This window comes from Bacteroidota bacterium, from assembly GCA_016714535.1.
Classification (GTDB): Bacteria; Bacteroidota; Bacteroidia; order AKYH767-A; family OLB10; genus JADKFV01.
The window spans coordinates 190940-208841 of the sequence record JADKDR010000012.1 but is presented as its reverse complement, the minus strand read 5'-3'; the positions used below and the strand labels follow the sequence as shown (position 1 = coordinate 208841).

8 protein-coding genes, 1 tRNA gene and 16 pseudogenes are annotated in these 17902 nt (G+C 43.3%); all 25 read left to right on the top strand.

Going from position 1 to position 17902, the window contains the following annotated elements; genetic code table 11:
* The coding region (locus IPO27_15645; GenBank protein ID MBK8847877.1) for a hypothetical protein at positions 1-537 on the top strand (537 nt) is incomplete at its 5' end.
* A gap of 1068 nt (positions 538-1605) precedes the next feature.
* Positions 1606-2892 (top strand): hypothetical protein, encoded by a 1287-nt coding sequence (locus tag IPO27_15640; protein ID MBK8847876.1) that lies wholly within the window; start codon positions 1606-1608, stop codon positions 2890-2892.
* Between the two features lie 272 nt (positions 2893-3164).
* Positions 3165-3890 (top strand): SprB repeat-containing protein, encoded by a 726-nt coding sequence (locus tag IPO27_15635; GenBank protein ID MBK8847875.1) that lies wholly within the window; start codon positions 3165-3167, stop codon positions 3888-3890.
* Positions 3842-4144: pseudogene (locus IPO27_15630) on the top strand (SprB repeat-containing protein). The gene IPO27_15635 and the pseudogene IPO27_15630 overlap by 49 nt, the downstream one beginning before the upstream one ends.
* Before the next feature lie 114 nt (positions 4145-4258).
* A pseudogene (locus IPO27_15625) lies at positions 4259-4606 on the top strand (SprB repeat-containing protein).
* The gene (locus tag IPO27_15620; GenBank protein ID MBK8847874.1) at positions 4607-5398 is read left to right on the top strand and encodes a SprB repeat-containing protein; all 792 of its coding nucleotides are present in this window, start codon (positions 4607-4609) and stop codon (positions 5396-5398) included.
* Positions 5399-5631: 233 nt separating this feature from the next.
* Positions 5632-5922: pseudogene (locus IPO27_15615) on the top strand (SprB repeat-containing protein).
* Positions 5923-6015: 93 nt separating this feature from the next.
* Positions 6016-6672: pseudogene (locus tag IPO27_15610) on the top strand (SprB repeat-containing protein).
* A gap of 300 nt (positions 6673-6972) precedes the next feature.
* Positions 6973-7128, top strand: a pseudogene (locus IPO27_15605) (SprB repeat-containing protein).
* A 105-nt stretch (positions 7129-7233) separates the two neighbouring features.
* Positions 7234-7545 (top strand): annotated as a pseudogene (locus tag IPO27_15600) (SprB repeat-containing protein).
* A gap of 174 nt (positions 7546-7719) precedes the next feature.
* A pseudogene (locus IPO27_15595) lies at positions 7720-7863 on the top strand (SprB repeat-containing protein).
* Between the two features lie 123 nt (positions 7864-7986).
* Positions 7987-8079 (top strand): annotated as a pseudogene (locus IPO27_15590) (hypothetical protein).
* Between the two features lie 117 nt (positions 8080-8196).
* A pseudogene (locus IPO27_15585) lies at positions 8197-8538 on the top strand (SprB repeat-containing protein).
* 111 nt (positions 8539-8649) lie between these two features.
* Positions 8650-8997, top strand: a pseudogene (locus tag IPO27_15580) (SprB repeat-containing protein).
* 129 nt (positions 8998-9126) lie between these two features.
* Positions 9127-9498, top strand: a pseudogene (locus IPO27_15575) (SprB repeat-containing protein).
* A gap of 159 nt (positions 9499-9657) precedes the next feature.
* A pseudogene (locus IPO27_15570) lies at positions 9658-10200 on the top strand (SprB repeat-containing protein).
* A 114-nt stretch (positions 10201-10314) separates the two neighbouring features.
* Positions 10315-10914 (top strand): annotated as a pseudogene (locus IPO27_15565) (adhesin).
* 69 nt (positions 10915-10983) lie between these two features.
* Positions 10984-11133, top strand: a pseudogene (locus IPO27_15560) (SprB repeat-containing protein).
* A gap of 36 nt (positions 11134-11169) precedes the next feature.
* Positions 11170-11601, top strand: a pseudogene (locus tag IPO27_15555) (SprB repeat-containing protein).
* A gap of 318 nt (positions 11602-11919) precedes the next feature.
* Positions 11920-12324: pseudogene (locus IPO27_15550) on the top strand (hypothetical protein).
* A 359-nt stretch (positions 12325-12683) separates the two neighbouring features.
* A complete protein-coding gene (locus tag IPO27_15545) occupies positions 12684-13979 on the top strand; it encodes a T9SS type A sorting domain-containing protein (protein ID MBK8847873.1) in 1296 nt (431 codons plus the stop codon).
* A 230-nt stretch (positions 13980-14209) separates the two neighbouring features.
* Positions 14210-14285 (top strand) — tRNA-Phe (locus IPO27_15540).
* A gap of 127 nt (positions 14286-14412) precedes the next feature.
* Positions 14413-15465, top strand: coding sequence for a T9SS type A sorting domain-containing protein (locus IPO27_15535; GenBank protein MBK8847872.1), 1053 nt, complete (start codon positions 14413-14415; stop codon positions 15463-15465).
* A gap of 95 nt (positions 15466-15560) precedes the next feature.
* Positions 15561-16559, top strand: coding sequence for a tRNA dihydrouridine synthase DusB (gene dusB / locus IPO27_15530; protein MBK8847871.1), 999 nt, complete (start codon positions 15561-15563; stop codon positions 16557-16559).
* A gap of 75 nt (positions 16560-16634) precedes the next feature.
* Positions 16635-17888, top strand: coding sequence for a GWxTD domain-containing protein (locus IPO27_15525; protein MBK8847870.1), 1254 nt, complete (start codon positions 16635-16637; stop codon positions 17886-17888).
* Positions 17889-17902: the final 14 nt, after the last annotated feature.

Below are 17902 nucleotides of genomic sequence, written 5' to 3'. Positions count from 1 at the left end.
GCTCCCACTGATGTCAGGTCCATTGGTGGCACTACATACTCTGCAAGCCTTACAGTATCTTATACAACAATTCAAATAACACCTACAATAACAGGTACATATACCTTAAATGGCTGTGGTAGTGGTGATACCCACATGCAATTATATCAGGGAACATTTACACCTGGTACACCAGCCACTAACTTTGTTGAAGCTAATGATGACGGTAACACTTCAATATGTACATCCGACCCAAGAATTACCAGATCGCTCACTGGTGGACAAACCTATATTTTGGTTTACACACCTTTTAGTGGTACTGCTGGGGTAACAGGTATTACAATTGCGGTTACTCCACCAGTTGGTGGTAATATGCAAGTTGGTCCGCTCAGTTCGGTAGAATGGTATACTGTTGCGTCTGGAGGTTCCCCAGTTGGAAGTGGTTCTCCGTTCAATCCCGTACCCTCGGTATTGGCAAATACCAATACGCCGCTACTACCATATTATATGCCGCATGTTCAAGCAATAGTACTTGTCGTACTCCTGTTAACTTTGTAATTAATCCATTACCAACACCGGTAATTACAGGCAACACTCCATTCTGCGCTGGCAGTTCTATTACTTTAGATGCTGGCACTTATTCTAGCTACATATGGTCAACAACAGCAACAACACAAACTATTTCAGTTAACACTGCCGGTACATTTACCGTAACAGTAACAGATGGCAACGGTTGTACGGCTTCTACATCAGTAACAACAACAATAAATGCTTTGCCTACACCATCTATAACCGGTGCATTGGCATTTTGTGCCGGTGGTTCTACTACCTTAGATGCCGGTACTTATTCTAGCTACCTTTGGTCAACAACAGCAACAACGCAAACCATATCAGTTAACACTGCAGGCACGTTTACAGTAACGGTTACTGATGGTAATGGTTGTACGGCTTCCACTTCGGCTACAACCACTATTGATGTTGCACCTACAGCAACAGCAGGTGCAGACATAGCAGGTTGTGTGTGCTGCGGCACAGTGTTTACCGTAACGGGTACTATTGGCGGCAGTGCAACCACTGCAACCTGGACAAGCAACGGTGGCGGTACTTTCAGCAATGGTGGTGCATGGAGTGGCACAGGTGAAACTTACACTCCGGCAGGTTCTGATTTAGTTGGCGCTTTCCCAAAAACAATAACAGTAACACTTACTACCAATGCTAACGGAACATGTCCTGCGGCAGTAAGTACATTAACAATAACATTAAATCAGGTTCCTGATTTGGTTACCACAGCTGCAGTATTATGTGCTGGCGGTACAAAAGATTTGTCAACGCTGGTAACGGATAACAACAGTACTACAGGCACACTCGCATATTACGGTACCTTATTGGATGCACAAAATGAAACCAATGCTGTTATTAACCCTGTTTCGGCTACCGGCACATATTATATACGCAAAAACACCGGCACTACGCCTATATGTAGTGATATAGAGTCGGTAGTAATATCGGCAACAACTTTGGCTCTATCCGAAACACATGTAAATGTATTGTGTAACGGAGCTTCAACAGGCACAATAGATGTAACCACCACACCGGGCTTAGCACCTTACACTTATGTATGGAGTGATGGCAGGTGCAACAACAGAAGACCGCACAGGTTTGGCAGCAGGTACGTATACTGTTACCGTAACAGATGGCAACGGATGTACTGCAACCGTGAGTGCTACAATTTTGCAACCTGCAGCGGCATTAACAGCAACCTGCAGCGGAACAAATGTGGCTTGCTTTGGTACAAGCACAGGTTCGGCAAGTGTGGTAGCAGCTGATGGCACAAGCGGTTATACCTATGTATGGAGTAATTCGAATACCAATACAGGCACAAGCATATCAGGCCTTGTAGCTGGAACGTATACAGTAACCGTAACCGATGCCAACGGCTGTACTGCAACATGCAACTACACAGTAACACAACCAACTGCGGCATTAACAGCAACCTGCAGCGGAACAAATGTGGCTTGCTTTGGTGCAAGCACAGGTTCGGCAAGTGTGGTAGCAGCTGATGGCACAAGTGGTTATACCTATGTATGGAGTAACTCGAACACAAATACAGGCACAAGCATAACAGGGCTTGCAGCCGGAACGTATACAGTAACCGTAACCGATGCCAATGGTTGTACTGCAACATGCAGCTACACAGTAACACAGCCTGCAACAGCAGTAACAGCAACCTGCAGCGGAACAAATGTGGCTTGCTTTGGTGCAAGCACAGGTTCGGCAAGTGTGGTAGCAGCTGATGGCACAAGTGGTTATACCTATGTATGGAGTAATTCAAATACAAATACAGGCACAAGCATATCAGGCCTTGCAGCCGGAACGTATACAGTAACGGTAACCGATGCCAATGGTTGCACAGCAACATGTAGCTACACAGTAACACAGCCTGCAACAGCAGTAACAGCAACCTGCAGCGGAACAAATGTGGCTTGCTTTGGTGCAAGCACAGGTTCGGCAAGTGTGGTAGCAGCTGATGGCACAAGCGGTTATACTTATGTATGGAGTAACTCGAACACAAATACAGGCACAAGCATAACAGGGCTTGCAGCCGGAACGTATACAGTAACCGTAACCGATGCCAATGGCTGTACTGCAACATGCAGCTACACAGTAACAGAACCAACTGCGGCATTAACAGCAACCTGCAGCGGAACAAATGTGGCTTGCTTTGGTGCAAGCACAGGTTCGGCAAGTGTGGTAGCAGCTGATGGCACAAGCGGTTATACCTACGTATGGAGTAACTCGAACACAAATACAGGCACAAGTATAACAGGGCTTGCAGCCGGAACGTATACAGTAACCGTAACCGATGCCAATGGCTGTACTGCAACATGCAGCTACACAGTAACAGAACCTTAACCAATGTTTTGTTGCTGGTGCAAGAACAGGTTCGGCAAGTGTGGTAACAGCTGGTGGCACAAGCGGTTATACTTATGTATGGAGTAATTCGAATACAAATACAGGCACAAGCATAACAGGGCTTGCAGCCGGAACGTATACAGTAACGGTAACCGATGCCAATGGCTGTTCAACAACTTGCAGCTACACGGTAACAGAACCTGCAACAGCAGTAACAGCAACTTGCAGTGGAACCAATGTGTTATGTAATGGAGCATCAACAGGTTCGGCAAGTGTGGCAGCCTGGTGGCACAGGCGGTTATACTTATGTATGGAGCAATTCAAATACAAATACGGGCACAAGCATCACAGGGCTTGCAGCCGGAACGTATACAGTAACAGTAACCGATGCCAATGGCTGTACTGCAACATGCAGCTACACAGTAACAGAACCTTCGGCAATAACAACCACTTGCAGTGGAACCAATGTTTTATGTAATGGCGCATCAACAGGTTCGGCAAGTGTAACAGCTTCAGGTGGCACAGGCGCTTTAACTTATGTATGGAGCAATTCAAATACAAATACGGGCACAAGCATCACAGGCTTAGCAGCCGGAACGTATACAGTAACTGTAACCGATGCAAATAACTGTTCAACAACTTGCAGCTACACGGTTACAGAACCTTCGGCAATAACAACCATTTGCAGTGGAACCAATGTTTTATGTAATGGAGCATCAACAGGTTCGGCAAGTGTAACAGCTTCGGGTGGCACAGGCACATTAACTTATGTATGGAGCAATTCAAATACAAATACGGGCACAAGCATCACAGGCTTAGCAGCCGGAACGTATACGGTAACTGTAACCGATGCAAATAACTGTTCAACAACTTGCAGCTACACGGTAACAGAACCTGCATCGGCAATAACTGCCACTTGCAGTGGAACCAATGTTTTATGTAATGGAGCATCAACAGGTTCGGCAAGTGTAACAGCTCGGGTGGCACAGGCGCTTTAACTTATGTATGGAGCAATTCAAATACAAATACGGGCACAAGCATCACAGGCTTAGCAGCCGGAACGTATACGGTAACTGTAACCGATGCAAATAACTGTTCAACAACTTGCAGCTACACGGTAACAGAACCTTCGGCAATAACAGCTTCTTGCACCGGTACCAATGTTTTATGTAATGGAGCATCAACAGGTTCGGCAAGTGTAACAGCTTCAGGTGGCACAGGCACATTAACTTATGTATGGAGCAATTCAAATACAAATACGGGCACAAGCATCACAGGCTTAGCAGCCGGAACGTATACAGTAACTGTAACCGATGCAAATAACTGTTCAACAACTTGCAGCTACACGGTAACAGAACCTTCGGCAATAACAACCACTTGCAGTGGAACCAATGTTTTATGTAATGGCGCATCAACAGGTTCGGCAAGTGTAACAGCTTCGGGTGGCACAGGCACATTAACTTATGTATGGAGCAATTCAAATACAAATACGGGCACAAGCATCACAGGCTTAGCAGCCGGAACGTATACAGTAACAGTAACAGATGCAAACGGATGTACAGCTACCTGCGACTATACGGTAACACAACCGGCTGATGCTATAAGTATTTCCGAAACACATACTGATTCACTATGTTTTGGAATTGGTACAGGACTTATAGATATAACCGTTTCCGGAGGAACTCCGGGTTATACTTACCTTTGGAATGACCTTGTGACTACTGAAGACCGCAGTAACTTAATGGCCGGAACTTATACAGTAGTAGTTACAGATGCTAATGGTTGTACCTTATCGCAATCTGTTACCATTCATCAGAAAAATTGCTTTACCATCAATATTTCGGATCCATGTGTGTGCCTCGATAACGCTTCAGGACTGATACCGGGTGATGGACAATTTTCGGAAACGGTGTCCGTATTTGGTGGCGTTCCTCCATACACTGTAACTTCCAGCACAGGCGTGTACGACTTTGCTTTGAGTCCCGCACCTCCTGCACCTCCTGTTCCATTAGCTAATGGCACTTTGCTTATTCCAACTGCAAAGCCCGATAGTGCCTATATAACTTTTAAAACTGTGGATGCACAGCCTTATACAATAACCATAACCGATAGTGTTGGGCAAGTTATTTCTATAGGTAATGTGTGCTATTATCCGCTCCCTCCTGTTGTTACAGCGATGATTACGGTTTGCCAAAATAGCCCTGCTGTTGATTTGGCATTACATGCAACAGGCACTAATTTGACCTGGTATGCTTCGCAAACTGGTGGCACGGGAAGCGCCACTGCTCCTGTAGTTGCTACCGGATCAACGGGAACATTTACCCATTACGTATCGCAAGACCCCGGTCCGGGATGCGAGAGCCCCAGAGCATCTATCACTGTAAATGTAATAGCGGCTCCTGTTATAACCGCTACCATTGGTAATGTTTCTTGTAATGGTGGTGCCGATGGGTATATAGATATTAATATCACCAATGGAGTAGCTCCATATGATATCTCTCGATAAGCCCTGATCCTAATGGACAATCTGTGATGGATACAGTGCCAAATTATACATTTGATATGTTACCGGAAGGAGCATATACCGTTACCGTTACAGATTCAAACGGTTGCAGTGCAACCGCAGTTTACACAATAACAGAGCCTACAATATTAGATAAAACAGTTACAGTAACTCAACCGTCATGTCCTGGAGGTACAGGAAGTGTTACAGTAGTAGCCTCAGGTGGTACCCCATGGATTGGTAACCTTACCCAACCTCATGCTGCTGGGTATGAGTATTCAATAGATGGTGGTGCTGCACAAAACAACGGAACCTTTACTGCATTAACAGCCGGACTACATACGGTTACCATAGTTGATTCTGTAGGTTGCACTACTACAGCAGTATTTACGATTATAGTTCCCCCGGCATTTGTTTGTGATGGAAGTGTAACTGATGTAACCTGTCCTGATGGTAATGATGGAAGTATACAAACCAATATTACTGGCGGAACCGGAGCTTACACATATACATGGAGTAATGCTGCTTCTACACAGAACATTTCCGGCCTTGTAGCAGGAACCTATACGGTAACTGTTACAGATGCCAATAGTTGCACACATTCATGTTCCTTTACTGTAATGAATAAACCTTTCTGGACCGGTGCCATTTCTGTTTGCCAGGCAATAAGCTGTAATGGTGGAAGCAATGGAAGTGCATGTCTTACGATTAGCGCAGGTGGTACCCCATGGACCGGATTGGGCGCACATGCTGCCGGATATGAATATACCTGGAATACAGTTCCGGTACAAACCACTGCCAATGCTGCCGGTTTAACCGCAGGAACATATAGTGTTACCGTTGTTGATTCATTAGGATGTGATACTACGTATACTATCACCATAACACAACCTACTGCAATAACCTATACTAAGAACTGTGTAAATAACACCTGCTTTGGCGCTGCCAATGGACAAGTGCTTGTAACAGGCATCAGCGGAGGAACACCGGGTACGGCTCCTAATGAATATACCATCACGTTTACACCGGGCGGAATTCAGCAGGGAACAGCAGGTTCATTAACTGGTCTTGCACCTGGTACGTATGTATTTACGATAACAGATGCAAATGGATGTAGTGTAACCGATTCATGCACGTTAACACAGCCAACAGACATCACAATAAGCGGCACTGTTACTAATGTTAGTTGTAATGGCGGAACAAATGGTGTGATTGATATTAGTGCAAGTGGAGGACCTTCTGGTACATACACATACGCATGGAGCAATGGTGCTACCACTCAGGATATTTCAAGTTTGGTTGCCGGAACATATACGGTAACAGTTACTGATGGTGTATGCACAAAGACAGCAACATTTACGGTGACTCAGCCAGTGGCATTGGGATGTGTGTGCCCCGGAAGCATAACTAACGTAAGTTGCTTTGGCGGAAATAATGGCGCCATAAATATTACGCCAACTGGTGGTACCTTGCCATATACCTTTAGCTGGAGCAATGGTGCAACTACACAAAATATTAGCGGCTTAATAGCTGGTACGTATACGGTAACTATTACCGATGGTAATGGTTGTACACATATGTCAGCAATGACTGTTACGCAGCCTGCATTGCTGACCGCTACCTGTTCAATAGTAACTACTATCAATTGTAATGGTGGAGCAACGGGAGTAGCCCAGGTGGTTGCTGCCGGTGGAACGCCTGTGTATTCTTATTTATGGAGTAATGGACAAACAAATGCCATTGCTACAGGATTGGTTGCAGGAACGTATCAGGTTACTGTTACCGATGCTAACGGTTGTACCGCTACTTGCACGGTTGTACTTACTCAACCTACAGCAATTACGCTAACATCAAAGAAATCCAATGCATCTTGTAATGGATCTAAAAATGGAACAATTTCGTTAGTAGTAAATGGAGGAACACCCGGATATACTTACTTATGGAGTAATGGAAAAACTACAAAAAATGTAATCGGTTTAGCAGCGGGAACATATACCGTTACGGTTACTGATTTATTAGGATGTACTAAAACATTGAGTGTAACCATCACCCAGCCACCAGCACTTCTGGTATTGCATACGGCTACCAATGTATCCTGCTTCGGTGGAAACAATGCAACAATTACACTCACACCATCGGGAGGTACTCCATTTGCAAGTGGCCCAACCCCGAGATATATATTTGATTGGTATAATATTCCATTCGGAGCTACTCTAAATGGCGTTAATAATGCACAGGGAACCAATCAGGTACTTAGCGGACCTGCAGGTGCATATTGGGTAAGAGTTAGAGATGCCAAGGGTTGCATAACCATTTCTTGTATCATGATTACAGAGCCTTCGTCACCGGTTACTTTATCTATATCATCATCTAATGTTAAATGTAATGGTGGATTAAATGGAAGTGCGCAAGCACAAGTGTCCGGAGGAACAGCGCCATATACTTATTTATGGAGTAATGGGCAAACAAAAGCAAGCCTTAAAAGCCTTGGTGCTGGTACCTATACGGTTACTGTTACAGATATTCGTGGATGTACCGTTAGCGGAAGCGTTACCATATCACAGCCAATTGCTGGCACGTGCAGCATTGCCATGATAGATCCTTTAACCTGCACGCAGCAGGCCAAAGCATCGGTTACTGCTTCGGGTGGCACCCCTCCCTATACATACATATGGAATACCGCCCCTATTCAAACCAATGCACTTGCAACAGGATTAGGAGCCGGGGTTTATACCGTACTCGTATCTGATGCGAATGGATGTACGTCTACTTGCAGTATCTCTATTGCAGCTCCTGCTTCTATCAGCATTAGTTGCCTTGCCACCAATATAACTTGTTTTGGAGCAGCCAACGGTGCTATTAGCAGCACGGTTACCGGTGGTACCGGTGCCTTAACATATTTATGGAGCAATGGCGATACCAATGCCAATGCCACCAACTTAGCACCTGGAACATATACTGTTACTGTAACAGATATAAATGGTTGTACAGCAACTTGTAGTGGAACAATAAGTCAACCAACGGCTGTTAGCTGTGTAGCAACCGGAACCAATATCAATTGTAATGGTGGAACCAATGGAACAGCTACGGTATCCGCAGTTGGAGGCACCATGCCTTATACATATGTATGGTCCAATGGATTAACGGATCAAAGTATATCAGGATTGGGTGCAGGAACCTATACAGTAACAGCTACTGATGCAAATAGTTGCACTACTTCTTGTTCGGTAACATTAACAGCGCCTTCGGCAATCATTGCTGATGCGCTTACCGGAACAAACATCCTTTGCTTTGGAGCAAGCACCGGAAGTGCTACCATTTCAAATGTTAGCGGAGGCACACCGCCTTACACATTATTATGGTCTAACGGTCAAGCTTCTTCAACTGCAACCGGATTGGCAGCAGGTACTTATACGGTGACCGTTACAGATGCCAATGGTTGCACTTTTACTGCTAGCATTACTCTTACGCAACCTGCCAGTGGAGTTACTATTGACCCGCTTACGGTTGTAAATATTTTATGCAATGGAGGTACCGGCTCGGTAACATTTGGAGCAACCGGTGGTTCGGGCCCATATCAGTATTCGATTAATGGTGGCGGCTTGAACGCCTTGATGCCTAATCCAATTACCATAAACAGTCTTATAGCAGGTGCTTATTCGCTTACGGTGATTGATGCCAATGGCTGTGCAGCAAATGCATCATTTACAATATCACAACCTTCGCCAGTAATGGTTACTGCTGTGGTTGCTAATGTTACATGCTTTGGTTTGGCAGATGGAGAAATAACTGCTACCGCTATGGGTGGTACTGCCCCATATAATTATACGTTGAAGGATACGACCGGTGCTATTCTTTCTGGCCCGGTATCAGCAGCAGGAAGTCACACCTTTATGGGATTTGGCCCAGGCAAGTATATTGTTGAGGCTGAAGCAAACGGATGCATTGATACGGTAGAAGTTTGTATTGAAGAACCAGCTCAACTAGTTTGCGGAATAACAGGAACAAATCTTACCTGCAATGGCAATGCCAGCGGAAGTGCTTCTGTAACGGTTATTGGTGGTACCTTGCCATACACGTATCTATGGAGTAGTGGTCAAACTACCGCGTCTATAAGCAATGTTGCGGCAGGCACATATACGGTTACCACCACGGATGCTAATAATTGCACGGTAACTTGTAGTATTGTAATAACGCAACCGGCAGCATTAGCATTGACAATAAATGCAAATAATGTAACCTGCAATGGCTTTAATAATGGAATGCTTGATGCGCTTATCAGCGGAGGAACGGCAGGATACACCTACAATTGGAGCAACGGTGCCAATGGCACCCCAATAAGTGGCCTTGCTCCAGGAACATATACCGTTACAGTAACAGATGCCAATGGCTGCGCCATAACTGGGTCAGCTGCCATAATAGAACCTGCTGTAATTGCAATAGATAGCCTTGTAACTGATGCCTCATGTGGAGGAGCCAATGGCACTGCAAGTGCAGGATTAGTTGTAGGTGGAACGCCATGGTCTGGTCTGGGTGCACACCCTGCCGGATATGAATATGTTTGGTCGAATGGCCAAACTACTTCAACAGCAATTGGACTTGTAGCAGGAACCTATTATGTCACCGTGACCGACTCCCTGGGATGTTGGGCAGTGAAATGTATGATTGTAGAACAAAATGTTACACTACAGGTATCCGGCAATATTACCGCGGTTTCGTGCAATGGAGGAAGCAATGGAAGTATAGTAACCACAACTGTAGGTGGCACAATGCCTTATACGTATCTATGGAATAATGGTGTTACTACCGCTAATTTAACTGGCCTGGCTGCCGGAACCTATACGGTTACGGTAACAGATGCATCGTTGCCGATAGCATGTTCAATAAGTGCTACATTTAGTGTTACTCAACCTGCAGTTATTACAGTAGGGCTTAATACTACCCATACTACCTGTGGCTTAAATAATGGAGCTATTACTACTACTATAAGTGGTGGAACTTCTCCATATACTTTCGCATGGAGCAATGCGGCAACTACTGCTTCTATAACAGGATTGGTTGCAGGAACCTATACGGTTACGGTAACAGATGCGAATGGATGTACCACATCTGCAAGCACAACTACTAACTCAAGTATAACCGTGAATTGCAGCGCTACCGGCACCAATCCATTGTGTTATGGATCTAATACCGGCACGGCAACTGTAAATGTTATCAGCAGCAACGGTCCTACAACTTATGTATGGAACAGTGCTCCAGTTCAAACTACAACCACTGCAACGGGATTACCAGGAGGTGTGTATCAGGTATTAGTAACGGATGCAACAGGTTGTACCAGCACTTGTTCAGTAACCCTCATAGATCCTACTCAACTTGCATTGGTAACAGATACCATACATGTTACCTGTAATGGAGCAAGCAATGGATCAGCTTCGGTAGCCGCAGCAGGCGGTACGTCTTGGTCAGGTAGTGGAGTACATGCAGCTGGATTTGAGTATGCCTGGAGTAATGGAGGCACTACCAGCACCATTACCGGACTTACAGGAGGAACTTATATAGTTACCGTAACAGACTCAACAGGATGTACTATGCAAGCTTCGGTTATGGTAAACCAACCAGCAGTTCCTTTAAGCTGTAACATTTTCTGTCAACCTACTACCTGCGGCCAAAATGATGGTTTTGCTTCTGTAAATGTTACCGGAGGATCAGGTCCTTATAACTATCAATGGAGTAACGGATTAAGCACGGCATCTATTAATGGGTTGGCAGTTGGAATGTATACCGTGTTAGTAACAGATATAAACGGATGCACCACAACTTGCAATACAACTATTATGAGTCCAACTGCTCCATCATTTACATTATCCGTAACGAATGCATTATGCAATGCAGGATTTGATACGATTAAAGTAGTTAACCTGAATGGTGGTACAGGTAACTTCGATTTTATTTGGAGTGCAGGGGCAACCGCTATCGGTCCGGATAGTTTAAGTGCAATTGTAAATACTTCAGGAACCTACACATTAACTATAACGGATTCTGCCAATTGTTCTTCTTCGCACTCGATTTCGGTAGTACATGTAACCTTGCTAGCAGTTAATGCCAGCTTCACAAATATCAGTTGTAATGGATACACCAATGGTACTGCTACAGCGGTGGCCAGCGGAGGTACATCACCGTACTCATATTTCTGGAGTAATGGCACGTTATCAAACAACTTAAGTAATCTGGGTGCAGGGGTTTATACCGTGACAGTCACAGATGCGCACGCATGTACTGTGACCGCTACGGTTGAATTAATTAATCCTACTGCAATAGATTCGGTAACAAGCAGCAATACCCCAGCTACCTGTGGTGCCAGTGTTGGTACTGCCAGTATTACGGTTACAGGAGGAACTCCCTGGACCGGAGGTGGAGTGCATGCTGCCGGCTATGAGTATAGCTGGAATAACGGAGCCTTTACATCCAATGCCAGTGCAACCGGATTAACAGCAGGCAGTCATTTTGTAACCGTAAAAGATTCTATGGGTTGCACACGTACTTATTGCGTAAAGGTTGCAAGTGAAGGCGTATTTACGCCAATTCTTTCAAGCCCTGTGTATGCAGGAGGTTTCCAAATACGATGTAATGGCGGATTAGATGGCATGGTCAATTTAAGTATTGCTGCACCGGGTACATATACATATACCTGGAGCACAGGAGCAACCACTGAGGACATTGCAGGAGTTGGAACCGGAACATATACGGTTACGGTATCAAACGGAATATGCACACAAACAGCAAGTATTACTTTAACCCAACCTGCAGCAATTGCAGTATTAGTTAATGGAGTGAATGTAACATGCAATGGAGGCTCCAATGGAGGAGCAACCACCACAGTTACAGGTGGAGTAGGTCCATTTACTTATGTTTGGAGTAACGGTGCTACCGGACATACCATGACGGGTGTAATGGCAGGAACCTATACAGTTACTGTTAGTGATGCAAATGGATGTACTCAAACCGGTTCAGTTGCGATTAGCGGGCCCGCATCCGGAATGGTATTAACCCAAACGCATGTTAATCCTACGTGTAATACCACTGGTTCAATAGATATTACAGTAAGTGGCGGCTCACCTCCATACACGTATATCTGGACTAACGGTGCTACCACTGAGGATATTTCGGGATTATCAGGAGGAAGCCATACAGTAACCGTTACGGATGCCAATGGTTGTACCATTGACCTATGTATCGTATTGCCTAATGTTGCCGCCTTAAATATAGGCATAGCACACAATAACGTAAGTTGCTTTGGAGGTACCAATGGGCAGGCTATAGCAACCGCAAGTGGCGGTGGTGGCGGCCCTATACTTACTTGTGGAGTAACTCTGGAAATACGGCATCTATCATTAACCTTCCTGCAGGAACATATACTGTTACGGTAACAAGTGGCGGAGGTTGCACAGGAACTGCTACGGTAGTGGTAAGCACTCCGGCTGCTATTTCAATTACGATGTCATCTACTCCTGTATCTACCCTGGGCGGAAATGATGGTACTGCAACAGCAGTTGTTTCAGGTGGTACTGCTCCTTACATTTATCAATGGAATACAGTGCCTGCTCAGACTAATGCAACGGCAGTTGGATTAACTGCAGGCAATTACCTGGTTAATGTCACAGATGCAAGTGGATGTATATCACAGGCTACGGTAACCGTATTATCGCCAAATTATTCGTGTAATCCTGCAACTAAGCCTTGGAGAACAGAAAAAATTGATACATGGAATATTAATCCAAACGGCAACGCTACACAAGCGGGTACCTACTTGCAAAATAATTTTGCAGCAGCATTCCCAGGTTCGCTTGTTGTAGGTGGTGGTTGTGTAGGAAGCAAAACACTTACATTAACAAGTGTAACGGCTGTACGTAATTTCTTAAATGGACAAAGTAATGCAGGCTCAGCAGTGTTGCCTATTAACTTTACAAATCCAACTGGGGTAGCATTAAATAATAAACTTGCTGCTCAGTTGGTTGCAATGAAGCTGAATTTGGTGTTCGATCTGTATGATCCTAATTTTGCTCCGCTTAATACCGTATGGTATGGTAATGCGCTTGTGCAAGGCTTAACAGGTAGCATGGCGGTATACAACGGCCAAAGCGTTAATACGATATTCCTGGATGCTCAAAAGAAATTAGGTGGCTGTGCAGGACTTACTCCAACATTAACTGAGTTTGCAAATGTAATAGAGCAATTAAACCTTGAATATTTTGGTATCGTACAAAATACTTCTAACGCTATTTCGATTGTTTGTCCTCTTGGAAATGCAAAGGATATTGAAAGCAGCAGCATGATTATTGGTATGGGTGTATTCCCAAATCCAAGCGATGGAATTGTAAATCTGAGCTTTGAAGCATTGGAAAGTGGAACACTTGAAATAGCCGTTTACGACTTAGCCGGAAGAGCCGTTTTCGTAAAGTCTGAAGCTTCTTTTGAGGGTGAGAATATGCGTACCTATAACATGCAGCATTTGGCAAAGGGCGCATACATTTTACGAGCAAGAGTTTCAGGATTCGAACAATCGTTCAGAGTGATTATGAATTAAAATTATTGAATTGTAATATTTGGAGAATGCCCTGTAGAAGTACAGGGCATTTCTTTTGCTAGTTTGTTGGATAATTATGAATGTTTTTTGCGGCATTTATATCCTTTTAAAAACCGGCAAAACGCCATTAAAAACCGAAAGAAATCGCAAGAATCGTATTCGAAAGGTTTTTTTCACACTTACATTTGCACATAAAAATTTAAAATTTACTTTTGCGCCTCCAAAATAACGGTGACATAGCTCAGTTGGTAGAGCAAAGGACTGAAAATCCTTGTGTCGCTGGTTCGATTCCAGCTGTCACCACCACCATAAGCCACATAATGCATGTGGCTTTTTTTGTTTAAGTTTTTTGGTTAGGTAGTGTAAGGCTTCGTTATTAAAACTTACTTTTGTGAAAATAATTAATCCAAAAAAATGAAAAAAATTTTACGCATTGATTCCGGCTATACTTCTTACAAGTTTAGTATATGCCCAACCCGTTATTAATAGTTCGCATTTTCCCGGCATCGGAACTACCATAGTTGATACAGAATTAGATGCAGCTGCACTGAGCGAAGGCAGCGGAGGAGCCAATCAGACCTGGAACTTTATGAATGCAGTAAGTTTAGGCAATGCAAATCAAGTTGATTACGTAGTAGCCTCGGTAACACCGTTTTCGTCAAATTTTCCCTTGGCTACTATAGCAGGCGCTATTGATCCAAACGGAACAGTTGCCTATTCGTATTATAATGCAACTTCAACATTGGTGGAATTGTTAGGAGTAGCCGCAAATCAACAAGGAATAGATTTAATATTTACATTTAGCAATCCACAAACGGTAATGCAGTTTCCAACAAATAGCACTACGACATGGAGCGATACCTATGAGGCTTCTTACTCCATAACTAATTTGGGTATAACCGTATCAACTTATCGGTCAGGAATAGCGAATTTTGCAAGCGATGGATATGGCACCCTAATTACACCACTAGCAACCTACAGTAATGTGTTACGCGTAAAAACGCAACAAGCCCATACAGACTCCATGGTTTATGTTGGAATACCTTTGCCTCCTGAAATTTCAACATACAGTTCAACTTCTTATAATTGGTTTTCGGCTGATGCTGGAGATTTACTTAATCAGTTTTTTATTTCGTACGATACAACCATATCACAACAGGGTAACAGCGATAACAAAACCGCTTTTTATCAATCGCTTAATTCAACATCAATCAATCAAGTTATGCAGCAGGAGAATTCGATTGTAACCTTTCCTAATCCTACCATCAATATGGTGCAACTACTGGTAAATGAAATGCCAGCAGGTGATGTGCAGATTAATGTAACCGATGTTACCGGCAAATTAGTAAGAACAATACCAACAAAAAACTTAGCTAAAGGTAAGTTCAACATCGTATTTGATACGGATGGTATGCAAAAGGGAATTTATGCAGTTACCGTAATAGGTGGTGATACCAATTATACCACACGAATCATAAAGCAATAAGGTAAATAAAAAGTAATGAAGAGGCCGTGCAACATGCGCGGCTTTTTTATTGCTGATGTTTGTTCGTTTTTGAATATTTTTGCATTCACAAAATAATGGGAGTTAAAATCGGAAATATAGACCTGGGGACATTCCCACTTTTGCTTGCCCCTATGGAAGATGTAAGCGATCCGCCTTTTCGCGCAGTATGCAAGCAAGGAGGTGCAGACCTTATGTACACTGAGTTTATTTCGAGCGAGGGTTTGATACGTGATGCTGCCAAGAGTGTAAAGAAGCTTGATATTTTCGAATATGAGCGTCCTATTGGAATTCAGCTTTTTGGCAGTGATATTCACTCCATGGAGGAGGCTGCTGCTATCGCAGATGCCGCCCAGCCCGATTTAATAGATATTAATTATGGTTGTCCGGTAAAAGCCGTTGCATGTAAGGGTGCAGGTGCAGCATTGTTGCAAGATATTGATAAGATGGTTGCCATGACACAGGCAGTAATTAACAAGGCAACAAGACCGGTAACTGTAAAAACGCGGTTAGGTTGGGATGATAATACCAAGAATATACTTGAAGTGGCCATGCGACTTCAAGATATTGGCATAGCAGCACTCACCATTCATGCACGTACCCGAGCACAAATGTATAAGGGCGCGGCAGATTGGACACTTATTGGAGAGTTGAAAAACAACCCTGCTATTACGATTCCAATTTTTGGAAATGGCGATGTTGATAGTCCGCAGAAAGCGAAACAAATGCGCGATACTTATGGGGTTGATGGCATTATGATTGGCCGCGGAGCCATTGGCAATCCGTGGATTTTTAATCAAACCAAACATTATATGCAAACCGGGGAGTTGTTATCTGCAGCCACCGTAGCTGAACGTGTTGAGGTTTGCAAACAGCACCTCGATTTTTCTATTAAATGGAAAAATGGTGTGGTTGGTATTTTAGAAATGCGCAGGCATTATAGCAATTATTTTAAGGGGCTTGATCATTTTAAAGATTTCCGAATGAGGCTTGTAAGATCAAACTCCCTGCAAGAAATTTATTCCATTTTTGATGAGATACTAAAGTACTATGAAGAGATACCGGTTACAGTATGATGGAATTGTAATTTTTTATATGCTTAAATAGCTAATGTAATATATTAAATACCTTGCCCCCCCTATTTATTCTTCATGCTAAAAGGTAGTATTAATATTTCAATTATTGTGGTTGTTTCATGGCTCTTGATGTCATGCAATTCGGGAAAATTATCTTCTTTCAATTATAACAACATGTACAATCAGGGTATTTCGGTACTTAATCCTGATTTATTTGTAAAGCATACTCAGGATAGTGCCATTCTTTTTTTAATAATTAATCCTGCCGAGTTGTTATTTAAAAATGGGAGTGGTGAATTTGAAGCTTCGGTTTATTTTACTTTTTCGGTTTACGAAAATTACACATCTTCAAAAGTGATAGATTCTGTATGCCAACGCTATACTTTAAAAAAGAATAACCTTGCAAATCCATTAACCTTGCAATTGCGCCTACCCAAACCTGCATTGCCATCGTATATTGCTCATGCTTCCTTACATGACTTGCACAGAAGTAAGCACACAGAAAAAAATATCAGGGTAGATGCTTCGTCTATGCAGAGTGCTATAAACTTTTCTATATGGAGCATAAATGACAGCAGTTGGCAATATACCAATTGGGTACGCAATAATGCAGCGTATAAGATAACAGGAGATGGTCTTCACCAGCAATGTTGGGTACGTTATTTCAAGGATGATTTCCCCATTGCAGCTCCACCATTCAAACAAACCGATCTAACAAAATTTTCTTATAAAAGTGATAGCGCATATCGTTTCACATTTGATACAGATGTGTTTGCTCCCGATTTTATAGGACTGTATCATTTTCAATACGATACTTTGATAAAGGATGGCCTTACCCTGATATATGAAGACAATGACTATCCTCGTATACGTAGCGCTGCTCAGATGAAACAGCAAATGCGATATATTACCACCAACGAAGAGTATAATTCGATTATCAATAGCGATGGGGGAAGCAAGCACTTTGATGATTTCTGGTTGAAATGTGCAGGGAATGAGTCCGATGTGAAGAAGTTGCAAGAGCTTTATTTTCAGCGGGTGCAGCAGACAAATAAATTTTTTACGAGTTATACTTCGGGATGGAAAACGGATAGAGGTATGATGTATATTGTGTTTGGACCTCCTGCCGAGGTGTACCGTAACAATAAAGAAGAAACCTGGGCGTACACACTATTCAATCAAAATAGTGTGAGGTTTACCTTTGCTCGTGTAAAAAATCCTTTTTCTGACAACGATTATCAACTCATTCGTTCCATAAGTTATGAGTATCCCTGGACCGGCATGGTGGATATGTGGCGAAAGGGTGAAATCAAAATTTTGAAAAACTAATATGCATTCCCATC